Below are 15,474 nucleotides of genomic sequence, written 5' to 3'. Positions count from 1 at the left end.
CTCATCGCAGAGTACCTTTCGTCTTACAAGCAGGTGCTTGCCCCTTGGGGGTTCGGTCATACGTGGTGGTCCGGCACCAAGGCCGCTCTTCGGCCTCGGCCCGGCGGCCTTGAAGGTCGCGGCGCAGAAATCAGTGCGCGGGCAAAGCGATATGGACGAGTAATACCAAATGAATACGCAATTGCCTCTAGACCTTTTTAATCAGCATTGAATTGATGGCACCGATTTAGTGCATCAAGTGATTAATCTCACATTTCCAGCTAATTTTCCCAGAAACTCATCGGTAGACTAGGTGGTATCCCTGTTGTTTTTATATTTATAGTGTGTGTAACGGTAACCGCCGTATTTGTAGCTGCTGCTGCCGGCGTGGCGACGCGATAAGTCCATAGCATTCAAAATGACGCCATTGGCCGTGCAGCCCGCATGCGCCAGTCTTCTGACGCTTTCATTCAATTCGCCGAGCTGCGTCTTTTCCGCCCGCGCCACCAGCAGCAATGAGCCGGCAAGCGGCGCCACGGAAGCGGTATCCGCCGCCACGAGCACGGGGGCGGTATCGATAATGATCAAGTCGTAATCCGGCCGAAAGCTTTTGCAGAATGTGCGAAAAAGATTCGCTCAGTAGCAATTCGGCCGGATTCGGCGGCAGCACCCCGGTGGTCATCACGTCGAGATTCGGCAGCACGCCGGCGCGGATCGCCTTGTCGGCGCTCAGGGTGCCGGCAATCAGTTCGGAAAGGCCGTTCGACCGGCCCATCGAGAAGAACTGGTTCACCCGGCCCTTGCGCAGGTCGGCGTCGATCAGCAGGACCTTCTTGCCCGAGGCCGCGGTGATGGCCGCGAAATTGACCGAGACGAAGGTCTTGCCGACGCCCGGCGTCGCACCGGAGATGAGCAGGCGGTTGTTGGGCGCCTCGAGCATGGCGAACTGCAGCGCGGTGCGCAGGCTGCGCAGGCTCTCGACCGCCGGGTCTTCCGACTGCTGCAGCGCCAGCACGTGCACGCCCGGCGCCCGGCTCTCGATGTTGCGGTCGATCAGGCGCTGCGCGCCGCTCAGCGGAATGCTGCTGTAGACGCTGAGCCCGGTGTGCATCTCGATCTCGCTCGGGTTGCGGATGCCGCCGAAGAGCGAGTTGCGCGCGATCGCCGCGGCCACGCCGGCGCCGAGCCCCAGCAGCAGCGCCGCCGCGAGGATCAGCGAGCGCTTGGGCCACACGGGCTCCTCGGGAATGATGGCCTCGTCGAGCAGGCGCACGTTGCCGACCTTGCCCTCCTTGGCCAGCCGCATCTGCAGCGAGCTGTTGAGCAGCGACACGTAGAGGTCGGTGTTGACCTTGATGTCGCGCTGCATCTGCACGGTGTTCTGCTGCAGCAGCGGCATCTTCCGGATGCGCGAGTCGACCGATCCGATCTCGCCCTTCCAGGCCGCGATCTGGTTGTCGAGCGTCTGGATGGTCGGATGCTTGTCGGTGAAGCGCGCCGAGAGTTCGCGCCGTTTCTGCTGCGCCTCGAGCAGCTTGGACTGCAGCTCGACCGTTTGCGCGAGCGCGTTCTTGGCCTCGTCGTCGAGGCTCACGGTGCCGTTCTCGTTGCGGTAGCGGTTGTAGAGGTCCTCGGACTGCTCGAGCTGCTTCTTGAACTGCGGCAGCGCGGTGTCGAGGAAGCCGAGCGTCTTCTCGGCCTCGGCCGCCTTGCGCTCGATGTTCTGGCGCACGTAGAGGCGGCCGATCTCGTTGAGCAGCTGCGTGAGCTTCTCGGGGTCGGGACTCTTCCAGCTGACGTCGAGCACGCCCGACTGCTTGCCCTTCTCGGCGACCTTGAGGCTGTCCTGCAGCGCGAGCAGCGTCAGCTGCTTCGAATAGCGCACCAGCTGGAACTGCGCGCCGGGCTTGGCGCTGACGGCGCCCACCAGCAGCCGCAGGTTGCCGCCCGGCACGCTCGCCTGCAGCGGCGTGCCGATCGTGCCCTTGAGCGGCGCAGCGGCATCGGGATAGCTCAGCTCGTAGGCGTTGCCGTCCTGCACCGTGAGGGTGAACGGCTTTTCCTCGAGGCCGGCGGGAAGGTCGAACTGCGCGACGACGATCTTCTCGGTGCCGGTCACGTAGCCCGAGAGGCCGAGGAAGCCGGGGTTCGACAGCTCCGTCGCGCGCCGCGCGAGCCAGCTGCCCACGACCGGCGCATAGCGCGGCTGCGCGCTGATGTACAGCTTGGTGTTCTCCACCGCCTGGCCGAGGATCGCGCGCGATCGAATGATCTCGATCTCGCCCGCGGCCGGCGTCTTCACGCTCAGCAGCGACGAGGCCGCATCGCCGAGAAAGCTGCCGGCCGAGTTGCCCGAGTCCTCCACCTGCACGGCGAGGTTGGCCTCGTACATCGGCCGGCCGAAGAGCGCGTAGGCGGCGCCCAGGAACAGGGCCGCGGCCACGATGACGCCGATCAGCCAGCGGTTGTCGACCAGGATGTCCAGGTACTCGACGACGTTGATCCCGTCGTTCTCCTCTTCCAGCGGTGGCATCGGCAGGGCGGCTTGCTGCGGAGCGTTCATGTCGGTTGCTGCTCAGGTTTTGTAATTTTCAGAATGCGGTCGATCCAGGTCCGCGCGCCCACGTCGATGAGGGCCAGGGCATGCGCGAACGCCGCCTCGTCCTGCCGGTACGGGTCGGGCACGTCCTGCTTGGCGGCCTCGGCGATGCGGAACACCTTGCCGCGCACGAAGGGGTAGGCCGATTCGAGGTGGCGCCGCTGGTCCGCGTCCATCACGAGGATCAGGTCGGCGTGCCGGCACAGCACCTGGTTCACCTGCTGCGCGACATGCCCCGAGATGTCGATCCCGCGCGCCTGCATGAGCTTCTGCGCCATCGGATCGGCCGGCCGGCCGACCAGCGCGCTGGTGCCCGCGGACATCACGCGAAGGTGCGGCAGGCCGGCGGCGAGCAGGCCCTCGGCCATCGGGCTTCGGCAGATGTTGCCGATGCAGACCGTCAGAACTGATTTCATCGGTGGCGGCTCCAGACTTCGTCGCCCGCGTTGATCACCTGCGCCGCGGGCAGGATCAGGCTGGCCAGGCGGTTCCAGGTGACGAGCGGCACGGAATCGATGTAGACCACGTCGCGCGGCTGCAGCGGGAAGCGCTCGGCCAGCGCCAGCGCCGCGGGGTTCTTCGCGTTCAGGTGGAAGATCGCGGGCAGTCCGCGCGCGTTGTTGCGGATCACGTAGATCTGGCCCGTGTTCGCCGAGGTCAGGTTGGGACCGCCGGCCTCGCCCAGCGCTTCGTTGAGGCTGAGCCGCCCGTTGTGCATCACGAGCGCCGAGGGCCGCGCGATCTCGCCCATCACGAACACCTTGCTCTCGTCGCGGTGCCGCACCTGCACCACGTCGCCGTTGCGCAGCGGGATCCTGCTCGCGTCGGCGCCGAGCTCCTGCAGGCGCTGCAGGTCGATCTGCGTCGTCTTCTCGCCGCGCGTGAGCGTGACGAACGAGCGGTCGCCGTTCGCGGTGATGCCGCCGGCGCGGCTGATCGCCTCGGCGAGCGTCATCGGCACGTCGGTGAAGATCTGCAGCCCCGGGTTGCGCACCTCGCCCTCCACGAAGGCGCGGCGGCTGCGGAAGGACTGGATGCGCACCGTCACCTGCGGATCGCGGATGTAGGCGGAAATGCGGCTGGCGATGAGGTCGGAAGCCTCGATCTCGGTGAGGCCCTCGAGCTTCACGCGGCCGATGTAGGGAAAGCTGATCTGGCCCGTCGCGCCGACGATGAAGCCCGGCGCCACGCTGATGCCCGTGGGATCGGCCTGCTGGGTGATGACCGCGCCCGCGTTGGGCAAGAGCTCCGGATGGTCGTAGACGATCACGCCCACCACGTCGCCGGGCCCGATCGTGTAGGCCGGCGCTTCCCCGAACAGCGACTTCACGTCCGGCGGAACCGAAGTCGGCTGCGCCTGCGCCATGGTGCGGATGAGCGCAGGCGAAATCGATGTGATCACCCCGTCGGGCGCGCCGTCGGCCGGCAGGTACTGGAACTCCGGAGGCAGGCTCTGGTCAGCCTCGTAGGCGCCCAATGAGCCAAAACCCGGTGCACAGCCCTGCAGCAGCAATAGCGCGCCCATTAGGGCAAAACCCCACCCTTTCGGGCACACGAAGCGTGTCAAATTGATCCCCATTGCACAAATTGGTTTTCAACAACCGCGATCCATATGCAAGGCCCGAGCCCAATTGGCATTGGAGCTCCCGCCTTTTTGTCGCGGTTCGTCAAAGCAAGCCTGCGCCTGATCGCAGGCGGGCCGGCCGAATTGTCGCTGCCCGCACAGCCTTCCTATTCCGTTGAATAGATGAAAAAAATGTTTCCAGATGCGGAATACCCCAAGAGAACGAGGGGGTATCGGGCAGCTCAATCGCCGGAGGCCTTTCGCCATTGGGAAAGGCGGCGAAAAAGGGGTGTTCGACGCTGTAAGCCGATGCCTACAAATGCGAACTATTAATTAACCGCTTGATTTCGCGAATTGTGGTCTGCACGCGACGATTCGTGCAGCGCAGCAACTCGTTGAAAAGGTTTGCTCTTTTGTAAGCAAACGTTGCCTACTCCGCGGACTCGGCGGGCGCCCCGCGGCCCTGGCGCAGATCGAGGCGCGTGTACGGACGCTCAATGCCCGCCATCCATGCGGCCAGGGCCTCGAGTGCGCCCTGTGTCGGTGCGGGCCGCCCCACCAGGAAGAAAACGAGCGGCACCGCAAGGCCCATCGCCAGCCAGCGCGGCGGCGGCGCCGGGATCGAGCGGGCGCGGTGCAGCCAGAGGAAGCTGGCGCTCGCCGCCAGGCCGAGGAAGGCTCCTGTTACCACTTCCGCGGTGGAATGCACTTCCAGCGCCAGCCGCGAGGCCCCGACGAACACCGCCCAGACGCTGCCGGCTGCCACCGCTGCGAGTCGCAGGGAGGGTACCCACCGTTGTGCCGCGAGCCAGAACGCCACCGGCCAGAGCGCGGTGGCGAGCGCCGTATGGCCGCTGAAGCCGGTGAAATCGAATCGCGCGCTGCCAATTCCCCAACCCAGGAACGCGAGCTTGGAAAGCATCACGATCAATCCGCAGCCGCCGAATAACAGGACCCAATGCGCCGCCGCCGAACGCGTGCCACCGTCGCTGCCGAGCCAAATTGCAATCCATAATGCGGCGGGCAGAAGAAAACCGCTGTCACCGAATGCCGTGACAATGAACCAGAAATTATTCATTAATTGAAGAGGAAATTCTTCTTATTCTTCGCACGCCGGTCATTTGCACCCGCGCCAAGGTCGGGGGGCAGGCGATGGGCGCACAACGCTTTGGAACTACACTGATGCGCCGCCCGCGGATTCGTTCCGCGCGCATTCCGAAGGCAGGAACGCGCACCGGCGGCGCATTCAACACCAAAGCTCTCAGAGGGTAACGAAATCATGAGCATCTTCAGTGAATTCCGGGAATTTGCCGTCAAGGGCAACGTGGTGGATCTCGCCGTGGGCGTGATCATCGGCGCGGCGTTCGGAAAGATCGTCGACTCGCTGGTGAACGACGTCATCATGCCGGTGGCCGGCCTGGTGTTCGGCAAGCTCGATTTCTCGAACCTGTTCGTGGTGCTGGGCACGGTACCGGCCGGCGTGGCACACAACCTGGCGGACCTCAAGAAGGCCGGGGTTCCGGTGCTGGCCTACGGCAACTTCATCACCATCACGGTCAACTTCCTGATCCTCGCGTTCATCATCTTCATGATGGTCAAGCAGATCAACAAGCTGCGCAAAACCCATGCCGAGGCGCCCGCGGCCCCGGTCGCGCCGCCGGAAGACATCGCGCTGCTGCGCGAGATCCGCGACAGCCTCAAGCGGCCCTGAGCGTTTCGCCGCCCTGGGCGGCAAGCCTGCGCGCCATGCGCAGCGCCTCGATCAGGCTGGAGGCATCGGCCCGGCCGCTGCCGGCAATGTCGAAGGCGGTGCCGTGGTCGGGGCTGGTGCGCACCAGCGGCAGGCCGAGCGTGACGTTCACGCCCTTCTCCACGCCGAGGTACTTGACGGGTATCAGTCCCTGGTCGTGGTACATCGCGACCACCACGTCGAACTCACCGCTGTCGGGCACGCCGCCCCTGGCGCGCGCGCGCATGAAAACGGTGTCGGGCGCATGCGGGCCGCCGGCGTCGATGCCCTCGGCGCGCGCCGCGGCGATCGCTGGCGCGATGATGTCGCGCTCCTCCGAGCCGAACAGCCCGCCCTCCCCGGCATGCGGATTGAGGCCGGCCACGCCGATGCGCGGTGCCCGCCCGAGCATGCGGTGCAGCGCGCGGTGCGTGATGCGCAGGGTCTCGAGCACGCCGCCGAAGCTCACGGCGGTGATGGCATCGCGCAGCGACACATGGATGCTCACCAGCACGGTGCGCAATTCGTCGTTGGCCAGCATCATGCGCACCGGCATGCCCTCCACCGCGACGCCCGCATGCGCGGCGGCCTCCGCCTGCAGCAGCTCGGTGTGTCCGGGGTACGGAAAGCCCGCCGCGGCCAGCGCCTCCTTGTGCAGCGGCGCCGTGACGATGGCCGCCAGCTCGCCGCGCAGCGCGGCCCGCGCCGCCCACACCACGCATTCGCCCGCGATGCGCCCGGCTTCGGCGCCGATGCGGCCCAGCGCGATGCTTTCGGCGGGCGGCGCCACCGCCTGCAGCACCGGAATGCAGGCGGGCGGCACCGCGGCTGCGTCGGCGATGCGCTCGATCTGCGCCACGGGCCAGGCCGGCTGGCCCGGCCGCACCAGTGCCTGCGCGGCGCGGCGCACGCTGCCGACGTCGCCGGCCACGAAGCTGCCTCGCGTGGCGTCCGGCGCCGCATGGAAGGCCTTGACGATGATCTCGGGGCCGATGCCGGCGGGGTCGCCCAACGTGATCGCGACCGGCGGGGGGGAAGCCTGGGCCGTCATGCCGGATTGTCGATGTCGATGAACTCGTGCTGGAGGCCGAGCTGCCCCGCCACGTGCGCCGCCACGGCTTGCGCGCCGTAGCGCTCGGTGGCGTGATGGCCGCAGGCCAGGAAGGCGACGCCCATCTCGCGCGCATAGTGCGCCTGGGGCTCCGAGATCTCGCCGGTGATGAAGGCGTCGGCCCCGGCGGCGATCGCGGCCTCGAAATAGCCCTGGGCGCCGCCCGTGCACCAGGCGACGTTGCGGATCGGGCGATGCGCCGCGTCCACCAGCGTGACCGGCCGCCCGAGCACCTTCTCCGCATGCGCGGCCAGCGCCTTGCCGTCGGCGAAGGTGTCGCCGTTCTCCAGCGCGCCGAGGAAGCCGAGCTCCTGTTCGCCGAAGCGGCCTTCCGACCCCGGATGGGCCAGCAGGCCGAGCCGAAGACCGAGCTGCGCGTTGTTGCCGAGCTCCGGATGCGCGTCCAGCGGCAGGTGGTAGGCGAAGAGGTTGACGTCGTCGCCCAGCAGCAGGCTCAGGCGCTGCTTCATCCATCCGGTCACGCGGCCGTCCTGGCCGCGCCAGAACAGGCCGTGGTGCACGAAGATGGCGTCGGCCTCGGCGTGGATCGCGGCCTCGATCAGCGCGCGGCTCGCGGTCACGCCCGAGACGATCTTGCGCACCACGGTGCGGCCCTCGACCTGCAGGCCGTTGGGTCCGTAGTCCTTGAAGCGCGACGGCGCGAGCAGCAGGTCGAAGGCGTGCAGCAGTTCGTGGCGTGTGGTGCTCATCGCGCCATTGTCGCGCCCCCGCCCTCCTCGCGCATCGCATGGCCGCGTGCCGCCAATGGCCACAGCGCCAGCAGGAAGCCGACGGCCGCGAGCGCCGCGACGTAGTGCGCCGGCGCCATGGGGTCGCGCTGCAGCCAGAGCGTGAGGATCACCGGCGTCAGCCCGCCGAACACCGCATACGACATGTTGTAGGCGAACGAGAGCCCGGTGAAACGCACCGGCGCCGGAAAGGCGCGCACGCCGGCGATCGGCACCGTCGCGATGGTGCCCACGAACAGCCCCACCAGGCCGTAGTGCCAGAACAGCGTCGCGGGCGTGCCCGGCAGGCCGGTGTAGAACAGGTAGGCCGTGCCGAACAGCCCGGCCCAGCCGATGAGCATGACCGCGCGGGTGCCGATGCGGTCGCTGGCCCAGCCGACCAGCACGCAGCCGATGGTGAGCGTGAGCGTGGCGAGCGCATTGGCCTCGAGCGCCAGCGCGGCCGGGATGTGATGCACCTTCTGCAGGTAGGTGGGCGTGTAGAGCACCACCACCACGATCGCCGCCGACAGCACCCAGGTCAGCAGCGCCACGTACAGGCTCGGCAGGCGGTGCTCGCGCAGGATGGTGCGCAGCGGCAGCTCGCGCGCCACCGTCTTGCGGTCGGCCAGTTCCCTGAACACCGGCGTCTCGTGCAAGAAGCGGCGCAGGTAGACCGAGACCAGCCCGAACACGCCGCCCAGCACGAAGGGAATGCGCCACGCGAAGCCGCTCACCTCGGCCGGCGAATAGTGCCGGTTGATGGCCACCGCCACCAGCGAGCCCAGCAGAATGCCGCCGGTGATGCCCGAGGTCAGCGTGCCTACGCCGAAGCCGTAGCGCCGCGCCGGCACGTGCTCGCCGACGAAGACCCAGGCGCCGGGCATCTCGCCGCCGATCGCCGCGCCCTGGAGCACGCGCATGGCGAGCAGCAGCAGCGGCGCCGCCACGCCGATGCTCGCGTAGGTGGGCAGCAGGCCGATCACCAGCGTGGGCGCGGCCATCAGGAAGATCGACAGCGTGAACATGCGCTTGCGGCCGAGCAGGTCGCCGAAGTGCGCGATCACGATGCCGCCCAGCGGCCGGGCCAGGTAGCCGGCCGCGAAGATGCCGAAGGTCTGCAGCTGCCGCAGCCAGTCGGGCATGTCGGCCGGGAAGAACAGCGCCCCCAGCACGGTGGCGAAGAAGACGTAGATGACGAAGTCGTAGAACTCCAGCGTGCCGCCGAGGGCGGAGAGCGCAAGGGTCTTGTAGTCGCTCGCGCCGAGTGCGCGCGTCGGCGCCGACCGGGCGTCGTCCGGGGAAAGTGCTTGAGAGGTCATGGCTGGCAGGGAGGGCGTGCCGCGCCCCGGCCGCGCGAGGGATGACGGCGGTGGTCGGGGGCGCCGGCGGAACACCTGCCGCCGTCGCCGGATGGGCGATGCGCGGAAGGCCGGGTCGCGGGGAGCCGTGTGGGCTCGGGACGCAATGCTAGGGGTTATCCCTTATTGGCGCCGACGCCGGCGCCGAATCTCGACCGCCCCGCGCGGTCTCTGGCGGCTGGCGTTGAGGGACAATGGACCCGGCGCCGCCTCCGATGGCAAACGCCGCATTCACCCCCCGTCTTTCGATCGAAGCTTTCATGAAACGCACCTGGCTGCTCTTTGCCCAAGCCGTGACCGTCCTGCTGGCGGCCTATTTCGTCGTTGCGACCCTCAAGCCCGAGTGGGTCAACCGGCGCACGACCTCGCTGGGCGGCGTGGTGTCGGTGGTCGAGGCCCCGGCCGGCGCGCCCTCCACGCCGGCGCCGGGCAGCCTGAGCGCCGCTGCCAAGAAGGCCTCGCCGGCCGTGGTCAGCATCAACACCAGCAAGGCCGCGCCGCGCCATCCGCGCAGCAACGACCCCTGGTTCCGCTTCTTCTTCGGCGACCAGGGCGACCAGCCCCAGGTCGGCCTGGGCAGCGGCGTGATCGTGAGCTCCGACGGCTACATCCTGACCAACAACCACGTGGTCGAGGGCGCGGACGAGATCGAGATCACCCTCAACGACAGCCGCCATGCGCGCGGCAAGGTGATCGGCACCGATCCCGACACCGACCTCGCGGTGCTCAAGATCGAACTCGACAAGCTGCCGGCGATCGTGCTGGGCAACTCCGACGAGCTGCAGGTCGGCGACCAGGTGCTCGCCATCGGCAACCCCTTCGGCGTCGGGCAGACCGTCACCAGCGGCATCGTCTCGGCGCTCGGGCGCAACCAGCTCGGCATCAACAACTTCGAGAACTTCATCCAGACCGATGCGGCCATCAACCCGGGCAATTCGGGCGGCGCGCTGATCGACGTCAACGGCAACCTGCAGGGCGTCAACACCGCCATCTACTCGCGTTCGGGCGGCAGCATGGGCATCGGCTTCGCGATCCCGGTCTCGATGGCGAAGATCGTGCTCGAAGGCATCGTGAAGGACGGCCAGGTGCGCCGCGGCTGGATCGGCGTCGAGCCCAACGAACTCTCGCCCGAGCTGGCCGAGACCTTCGGCGTGAAGGCGGATTCCGGCGTGATCATCACCGGCGTGCTGCAGAACGGCCCCGCCGCCAAGGCCGGCATCCGGCCGGGCGACGTGATCACCTCCGTCGGCGACAAGCGCACCGACAGCGTGCAGTCGCTGCTGACCGCCGTGGCCGGCCTGAAGCCGGGCAGCACGGCCCGCTTCGCGCTGCAGCGCGGCACCGACAAGATGGAACTGGACGTGACGCCGGGCCTGCGGCCGAGGACGCCGATCCGCCAGGTCCCGAACCAGCCGGAATGACGCCGGGGCGGGGGCCCCGAAAGAAAGGCCCGCAGCCCGCGGTCAGGCCGACGGATCGGCGCTTTCCTTTTCTTCCGGCTTGCGGTTGCCCTGTGCGAAGTAGCGCGCGCCGATGATGCCCACCTCGTAGAGCAGGCACATCGGCACCGCCAGCGCGAGTTGCGACACCACGTCGGGCGGCGTGAGCACCGCGGCGATCACGAAGGCCATGACGATGAAGTAGCCGCGGAACGAACGCAGCTTCTCGATCGTGACCATCTCGAAACGCACGAGCAGCATCACGACGATCGGCACCTGGAAGGCCACGCCGAAGGCGATGTAGAGCGAGAGGATGGCCTCGACGTACGAGGAGATGTCGGGCGTGGCCGCCACTGCCTCGGGCGTGAACTTCTGGATGAAGCCGAACATCTTGTCCAGCACGAAGAACTGGACGAAGGCGATGCCCGCGTAGGCCAGCAGGCTGCCGAAGAAGATCAGCGGCAGCGCGAAGCGCTTCTCGTGGCTGTAGAGACCCGGCGCGATGAACATCCATGCCTGGTACATGAGCCAGGGCAGCGCCAGCAGCACGGCCGTCATCATCAACACCTTGAGCGGCACGAAGAACGGCGAGAACACGCCGATCGCGATGAGCTTGGCGTCCGGCGGCATGTGCGCGCGGATCGGCATCGCGATCAGGTCGATCAGGCCGCCCGGCCCGGGCCAGATGGCCAGCAGGATGCCCGCGACCGCCAACCCGTAGACGCAGTAGAGCAGCCGGTCGCGCAATTCGACCAGGTGCTGCACGAATGGCTGTTCGGTACCCGCCAATTCGTCGTCTGCGTCTTTGTTCTTGTTGTCGGAATCGGCCATGGGGGGAGAAGAAAAGAGCAGGAGGAGCGCGGCTCCGGCCGGCGCCCGGCACACGGGGAGGAGGAGCGCGACGAAGGTTGGACCGCGGCTAGTTGATCTTGTGGGGACGGAAACGGGCCACGCGCGCTGCACCCGAAAGGGCCCTGGTGCGCACGCCGTTGCGGGCCTTGTACCACTGGGGCGTGGCGCCCTGCTTCAGGCGCCAGTTCTTGCGCGGGTGCTTGTATTCGGGCACCGGCGGTTCGGGCTCGGCCAGGGCCGAGAGCGTTTCGCCCGAGGAACCCGAAAGCTGCTTTTCGAGATCGCTCGCGCCGGCCTGGATGCTGTGCTCGACGTCGCGTGCCGCATCTTCGACCGTGGTCTTCATCTTGCGGAGCTCGTCGAGCTCCATGGAGCGGTTGACTTCGGCCTTGACGTCGTTCACGTAACGCTGCGCCTTGCCGAGCAGCGTGCCGACGGTGCGCGCCACGCGCGGCAGCTTTTCCGGCCCGATGACGATCAGCGCCACGACGCCGATCAGCGCCAGCTTCTCGATGCCAAGGTCGATCACGTTCGGTCTGCGCTCAGGACTTCTGACGCGCTTCGACGTCGATGGTCGACTTGTCGCTGTTGGCGGGCTGGCCGGTCACCTGCTGGGCCGGGGCCGACGAGGCGGTGGAGGCATCGTTCGCGCTGCCGTCCTTCATGCCGTCCTTGAAGCCCTTGACGGCGCCTCCGAGGTCGGAACCCATGTTCCGCAGCTTCTTCGTGCCGAAGATCATGACCACGACGAGCAGCACGATCAGCCAGTGCCAGATGGAAAAAGAACCCATGGAAGACTCCTAAGAATGTGCCCGATTTTAGTCGGGCGGAATGTGACAGTTTGGCTTATCGGGACTCAGCCCCGGGCCCAGGGCCGGGGACCGCCCATGACATGGACATGGAGATGGTGCACCTCCTGTCCGCCCTCGGTGCCGGTGTTGACGACGACGCGGAATCCGCCTTCCGGATAGGGCCTGCAGCCCTGCTCCAGCGCGAGCTTGGGCGCGAGGGTCATGATGCGGCCCATCAGCGCCGCATCGTCGGCGGTGAGTTGCGCCATCGAGGCGATGTGGCGCTTGGGCACCAGCATGAAATGCACCGGCGCCCAGGGCGCGATGTCGTGGAAGCCGAACAGCTCGTCGTCCTCGTAGACCTTGCGCGAGGGGATCTTGCCTTCGATGATCTTGCAGAAGACGCAGTTCGGGTCAGATGACATCTTTGGGTTCCATGGGACGGCCGTCGTTCATGCGGATCATGCCTTTCACGATCCGGTACAGGAACCACAGCGAAATCAGGCTCCAGGCGATCCAGCCTGGCACGAGCAGCAGCAGCCAGAGCCACGAGGTCACGATGTACAGCAGGCCGGCCCAGAGCACCGAGCGGATGCGCCAGCTGAAGTGCGAGGCCTGCCAGGTGCCGGCGGCGTTGTCGCGCTTGATGAAATCGATCAGCAGCGCCAGCAGCAGCAGCACCACCGAGGCCTGCATGCCCGGCAGGACGGCGCCGATGGCCACGATCAGGTGCAGGATGTAGCTGACCCAGCCCCAGGTCTTGAGGGAGTCGTCGGGTTCCACGTTCACGATCTCGTTGGCCATCGGATGTCCTTTCAATCGTTGGAGGCCTCGCGCGCCTGCGCCTTGCGCAGCGCCTTTTCCTCGATGCCGCTGGTGCCTTCGCGGCGCTCGAGTTCGGCGATCACCTCGGCCGGCGAGCTGCCGTAGTGCGCCAGCGCCACCATGGTGTGGAACCACAGGTCGGCCACTTCGTTCACTATTTTTGCGCGGTCGCCGCCATGGTCGGCGTCCTTGGCGGCCATCACGACCTCGGTGGCTTCTTCGCCGATCTTCTTGAGGAAGGCGTCGGGGCCCTTGTGCAGCAGCCGTGCGACGTAGCTTTTCTCGGGATTCCCGCCGCGCGCGGGCAGGCGGCTTTCGATCACGGCGGCAAGGCGCGCGAGGGCGTCGGAGGTGTTCACGGCGGCGCTCATTTGTAGATTGATTCCGGGTCTTTCAAGACGGGTTCGGTGACCGTCCAGCGGCCGTTCTCGTACTTGCTGAAGAAGCAGCTGTGGCGGCCGGTGTGGCAGGCGATGCCGGGTTCGTGGCCGAGCTGGGTGACCTTGAGCAGCACCACGTCGTTGTCGCAGTCGATGCGGATCTCGTGCACCGTCTGCACGTGGCCCGATTCCTCGCCCTTGAACCAGAGCTTGCCGCGCGAGCGACTGAAATACACGGCGCGGCCGAGTTCGGCCGTCTTCGCGAGCGCCTCGCGGTTCATCCAGGCGAACATCAGCACGTCGTTGCTGCCCTGTTCCTGCGCGATGACGGGCACCAGGCCGTTCGCGTCCCACTTCACTTCGTCGAGCCAGTTCATGGCGCGTATTGTCCCACCCCGGGGCGGGACCGCTCAGGTCCGGACCGGGATGCCCCGCGCGGCCATGCGCGCCTTGGCCTCGCCGACCGTGTGCTCGCCATAGTGGAAGATGCTCGCGGCGAGCACCGCGTCCGCGCCGCCGGTCTGGATGCCGTCGGCCAGGTCGTCGAGGCTGCCCACGCCGCCCGAGGCGATGACCGGCACGTCCACCGCGTCGCTCACGGCGCGCGTGAGTTCGAGGTCGAAACCGCTCTTGGTGCCGTCGCGGTCCATGCTGGTCAGCAGGATCTCGCCCGCGCCGCGGCGCGCCATCTCGGCGGCCCATGCCACGGCGTCGAGGCCGGTGTTCTTGCGCCCGCCGTGGCTGTACACGTCCCAGCCGGGTCCGCGCACGGCGGCTTCCTCGGGGCTGCGGCGCTTGGCGTCGATCGCCACCACGATGCACTGCGCGCCGTACTTGTGCGAGGCGTCTTCGATCACCTGCGGATTCGCGATGGCTGCCGAGTTGAAGCTGGTCTTGTCGGCGCCCGCGTTGAGCAGCCGCCGCACGTCCTCGACGGTGCGCACGCCGCCGCCCACGGTCAGCGGAATGAACACCTGCGAGGCCACGGCCTCGATGATCGGCAGAATCAGGTCGCGTCCATCGCTGGTGGCGGTGATGTCGAGGAAGGTGAGTTCGTCGGCGCCCTGCGCGTTGTAGCGCGCCGCGATCTCGACCGGATCGCCCGCGTCGCGCAGTTCGAGGAAGTTGACGCCCTTCACGACGCGGCCGCCGGTGACGTCGAGACAGGGAATGATGCGTTTTGCGAGCATGGTCGGAGAAGAAGAGGAAATCAGGAAACGCGCAGCTGCTGCCAGCCCTGCCAGGAGGCGCCGGGCATCAGGAGCACCTGCTCGTCGATGCGCCCGGCCTCGACGCAGAGCATGTGGCGGAAACCGTCGTCGGGCATGTCGGCGAGTTTCGCACTCAGCGCGGCGCCGGGGTTCCAGACCACCGTTTCGCTGCAGCTCGCGCTCTGCGAGATCTCGAGCGTGCCGCCGGGCTGCAGCAGGCGTAGCGGTTTCGCGGGGGCGGCGTAGACGCTGTCGAACTCGGCAGCGAAGCGCAATGCCTGCGCGGTCTCGACGTGGCGGTCGTCGCGCAGCGAATCCCAGCGGTTGGCGCCCTGCAGGCCCTCCAGCCGCACCTCGGCAATGTCGTCCACGCGCAGGTAGGTGTGCAGCGCCGCCGCGAAGCTCAGCGGCGCATGGCCGGTGTTGAGCAGCGAGAGCGTGATGCGCAATTGCCCCGGCGTCATCGCGAGCGCAAGCCGCGCCTCGAAGGGATGCGGCCAGAGCGACCGCGTGGCCTCGCTGTCGCGCAGCCGCAGCACCAGTTCGCCCGATGCGGCGTCGACGCCGCGGTTTTCCCAAGGCAGATTGCGCATGAAGCCATGTTTGGGCAGCATGCCGCGCTGGTTGAACTGGGGGCAGCAGATGGGCACGCCGCCGCGGATCGGGGCCTGGCCGTCGAACACCGCCGTCGGGCTCAGGTAGAGGCGTTCCACGCCGTCGGCCGTGATCCACGAGAGCGGCTGCGCCCCGTGCAGCGAGACCGTCAGGACGCTGCCGTCGGCGCCTGCGGCGCGAAGCGCGGGCTGGCCGCGGAACTCGATCGAGCTGATATCCATTGGAGAATTGTAGGCAGCGAAATTCCGTGGCGCGGAACCGGCAGTGGAGACTTAAGACTTCATCGCCCC

Annotated in this window: 18 protein-coding genes; 2 read left to right on the top strand and 16 right to left on the bottom strand. The window is 67.4% G+C overall.

Going from position 1 to position 15,474, the window contains the following annotated elements; all coding sequences use genetic code 11:
- Positions 1–445 precede the first annotated feature (445 nt).
- The 4 genes from M2165_RS14900 to M2165_RS14885 all read right to left on the bottom strand — a co-directional run bounded on the left by M2165_RS14900 (position 446) and on the right by M2165_RS14885 (position 5,220).
- Positions 446–2,542, bottom strand: a complete 2,097-nt coding sequence (locus M2165_RS14900) for a GNVR domain-containing protein (RefSeq protein WP_280815386.1) — start codon at positions 2,540–2,542, stop codon at positions 446–448.
- Positions 2,539–2,994, bottom strand: a complete 456-nt coding sequence (locus tag M2165_RS14895) for a low molecular weight protein-tyrosine-phosphatase (RefSeq protein ID WP_280815385.1) — start codon at positions 2,992–2,994, stop codon at positions 2,539–2,541. The genes M2165_RS14900 and M2165_RS14895 overlap by 4 nt, the downstream gene beginning before the upstream one ends.
- Positions 2,991–4,157 carry a polysaccharide biosynthesis/export family protein gene (locus M2165_RS14890; RefSeq protein WP_280815384.1) on the bottom strand — a complete coding sequence of 389 codons (1,167 nt, stop codon included), beginning with the start codon at positions 4,155–4,157 and terminating at the stop codon, positions 2,991–2,993. The genes M2165_RS14895 and M2165_RS14890 overlap by 4 nt, the downstream gene beginning before the upstream one ends.
- A gap of 415 nt (positions 4,158–4,572) precedes the next feature.
- On the bottom strand, positions 4,573–5,220 hold the full coding sequence (locus M2165_RS14885; RefSeq protein WP_280815383.1) for a phosphatase PAP2 family protein: 648 nt from the start codon (positions 5,218–5,220) through the stop codon (positions 4,573–4,575).
- A 201-nt stretch (positions 5,221–5,421) separates the two neighbouring features.
- On the opposite strand from M2165_RS14885, the gene mscL reads away from it, so the two are divergent.
- Positions 5,422–5,853, top strand: a complete 432-nt coding sequence (gene mscL / locus M2165_RS14880; protein WP_280815382.1) for a large conductance mechanosensitive channel protein MscL — start codon at positions 5,422–5,424, stop codon at positions 5,851–5,853.
- Here mscL and pdxA read toward each other — a convergent pair.
- From pdxA to M2165_RS14865, 3 genes are read right to left on the bottom strand one after another with little or no spacing between them, the layout of a single operon-like run.
- Positions 5,840–6,922: a 4-hydroxythreonine-4-phosphate dehydrogenase PdxA gene (pdxA, locus tag M2165_RS14875; protein ID WP_280815381.1), complete on the bottom strand. Its 1,083-nt coding sequence runs from the start codon at positions 6,920–6,922 to the stop codon at positions 5,840–5,842. The two genes, mscL and pdxA, sit on opposite strands and share 14 nt — an antisense overlap.
- Entirely contained in the window at positions 6,919–7,692 is a 774-nt protein-coding gene (locus tag M2165_RS14870; RefSeq protein ID WP_280815380.1) for a Nif3-like dinuclear metal center hexameric protein, read from the bottom strand. Before M2165_RS14870 ends, pdxA begins: the two co-directional genes overlap by 4 nt.
- Positions 7,689–9,032, bottom strand: a complete 1,344-nt coding sequence (locus M2165_RS14865) for an MFS transporter (RefSeq protein ID WP_280815379.1) — start codon at positions 9,030–9,032, stop codon at positions 7,689–7,691. Before M2165_RS14865 ends, M2165_RS14870 begins: the two co-directional genes overlap by 4 nt.
- A 299-nt stretch (positions 9,033–9,331) precedes the next feature.
- Here M2165_RS14865 and M2165_RS14860 point away from each other — a divergent pair, with 299 nt between their 5' ends.
- Complete coding sequence (locus M2165_RS14860; protein ID WP_280815378.1) at positions 9,332–10,492, top strand: trypsin-like peptidase domain-containing protein; 1,161 nt, start codon at positions 9,332–9,334, stop codon at positions 10,490–10,492.
- Between the two features lie 42 nt (positions 10,493–10,534).
- On the opposite strand, the gene tatC is transcribed toward M2165_RS14860, so the two are convergent.
- From tatC to M2165_RS14815, 9 genes are all read right to left on the bottom strand, one after another.
- A complete protein-coding gene (gene tatC, locus M2165_RS14855) occupies positions 10,535–11,341 on the bottom strand; it encodes a twin-arginine translocase subunit TatC (RefSeq protein WP_280815377.1) in 807 nt (268 codons plus the stop codon).
- Positions 11,342–11,429: 88 nt separating this feature from the next.
- Positions 11,430–11,891: a Sec-independent protein translocase protein TatB gene (tatB, locus tag M2165_RS14850; protein ID WP_280815376.1), complete on the bottom strand. Its 462-nt coding sequence runs from the start codon at positions 11,889–11,891 to the stop codon at positions 11,430–11,432.
- A gap of 13 nt (positions 11,892–11,904) precedes the next feature.
- The gene (gene tatA, locus M2165_RS14845; protein WP_280815375.1) at positions 11,905–12,153 is read right to left on the bottom strand and encodes a Sec-independent protein translocase subunit TatA; all 249 of its coding nucleotides are present in this window, start codon (positions 12,151–12,153) and stop codon (positions 11,905–11,907) included.
- Between the two features lie 65 nt (positions 12,154–12,218).
- Positions 12,219–12,578, bottom strand: coding sequence for a histidine triad nucleotide-binding protein (locus M2165_RS14840; protein WP_280815374.1), 360 nt, complete (start codon positions 12,576–12,578; stop codon positions 12,219–12,221).
- Positions 12,568–12,957, bottom strand: coding sequence for a hypothetical protein (locus M2165_RS14835; protein ID WP_280815373.1), 390 nt, complete (start codon positions 12,955–12,957; stop codon positions 12,568–12,570). The genes M2165_RS14840 and M2165_RS14835 overlap by 11 nt, the downstream gene beginning before the upstream one ends.
- Positions 12,958–12,968: 11 nt before the next feature.
- Positions 12,969–13,349, bottom strand: a complete 381-nt coding sequence (locus M2165_RS14830) for a phosphoribosyl-ATP diphosphatase (protein ID WP_280815372.1) — start codon at positions 13,347–13,349, stop codon at positions 12,969–12,971.
- On the bottom strand, positions 13,346–13,744 hold the full coding sequence (gene hisI / locus M2165_RS14825; RefSeq protein WP_280817543.1) for a phosphoribosyl-AMP cyclohydrolase: 399 nt from the start codon (positions 13,742–13,744) through the stop codon (positions 13,346–13,348). Before hisI ends, M2165_RS14830 begins: the two co-directional genes overlap by 4 nt.
- 24 nt (positions 13,745–13,768) lie before the next feature.
- Positions 13,769–14,548 (bottom strand): imidazole glycerol phosphate synthase subunit HisF, encoded by a 780-nt coding sequence (gene hisF / locus M2165_RS14820; protein WP_280815371.1) that lies wholly within the window; start codon positions 14,546–14,548, stop codon positions 13,769–13,771.
- 20 nt (positions 14,549–14,568) lie between these two features.
- Positions 14,569–15,405 (bottom strand): D-hexose-6-phosphate mutarotase, encoded by an 837-nt coding sequence (locus M2165_RS14815; RefSeq protein ID WP_280815370.1) that lies wholly within the window; start codon positions 15,403–15,405, stop codon positions 14,569–14,571.
- Between the last annotated feature and the right edge of the window lie 69 nt (positions 15,406–15,474).

Source organism: Variovorax sp. TBS-050B, assembly GCF_029893635.1.
Taxonomy (GTDB): domain Bacteria; phylum Pseudomonadota; class Gammaproteobacteria; order Burkholderiales; family Burkholderiaceae_C; genus Variovorax.
Note: the sequence above shows the minus strand (reverse complement) of the source record. Positions and strands in the feature narration are given on the sequence as shown.

Coding starts and splice junctions, on each gene's coding strand:
- M2165_RS14900 (WP_280815386.1), bottom strand. CDS start 2,542: ATGAACGCTCCGCAGCAAGCCGCCCTGCCGATGCCACCGCTGGAAGAG.
- M2165_RS14895 (WP_280815385.1), bottom strand. CDS start 2,994: ATGAAATCAGTTCTGACGGTCTGCATCGGCAACATCTGCCGAAGCCCG.
- M2165_RS14890 (WP_280815384.1), bottom strand. CDS start 4,157: ATGGGGATCAATTTGACACGCTTCGTGTGCCCGAAAGGGTGGGGTTTT.
- M2165_RS14885 (WP_280815383.1), bottom strand. CDS start 5,220: ATGAATAATTTCTGGTTCATTGTCACGGCATTCGGTGACAGCGGTTTT.
- mscL (WP_280815382.1), top strand. CDS start 5,422: ATGAGCATCTTCAGTGAATTCCGGGAATTTGCCGTCAAGGGCAACGTG.
- pdxA (WP_280815381.1), bottom strand. CDS start 6,922: ATGACGGCCCAGGCTTCCCCCCCGCCGGTCGCGATCACGTTGGGCGAC.
- M2165_RS14870 (WP_280815380.1), bottom strand. CDS start 7,692: ATGAGCACCACACGCCACGAACTGCTGCACGCCTTCGACCTGCTGCTC.
- M2165_RS14865 (WP_280815379.1), bottom strand. CDS start 9,032: ATGACCTCTCAAGCACTTTCCCCGGACGACGCCCGGTCGGCGCCGACG.
- M2165_RS14860 (WP_280815378.1), top strand. CDS start 9,332: ATGAAACGCACCTGGCTGCTCTTTGCCCAAGCCGTGACCGTCCTGCTG.
- tatC (WP_280815377.1), bottom strand. CDS start 11,341: ATGGCCGATTCCGACAACAAGAACAAAGACGCAGACGACGAATTGGCG.
- tatA (WP_280815375.1), bottom strand. CDS start 12,153: ATGGGTTCTTTTTCCATCTGGCACTGGCTGATCGTGCTGCTCGTCGTG.
- M2165_RS14840 (WP_280815374.1), bottom strand. CDS start 12,578: ATGTCATCTGACCCGAACTGCGTCTTCTGCAAGATCATCGAAGGCAAG.
- M2165_RS14835 (WP_280815373.1), bottom strand. CDS start 12,957: ATGGCCAACGAGATCGTGAACGTGGAACCCGACGACTCCCTCAAGACC.
- M2165_RS14830 (WP_280815372.1), bottom strand. CDS start 13,349: ATGAGCGCCGCCGTGAACACCTCCGACGCCCTCGCGCGCCTTGCCGCC.
- hisF (WP_280815371.1), bottom strand. CDS start 14,548: ATGCTCGCAAAACGCATCATTCCCTGTCTCGACGTCACCGGCGGCCGC.
- M2165_RS14815 (WP_280815370.1), bottom strand. CDS start 15,405: ATGGATATCAGCTCGATCGAGTTCCGCGGCCAGCCCGCGCTTCGCGCC.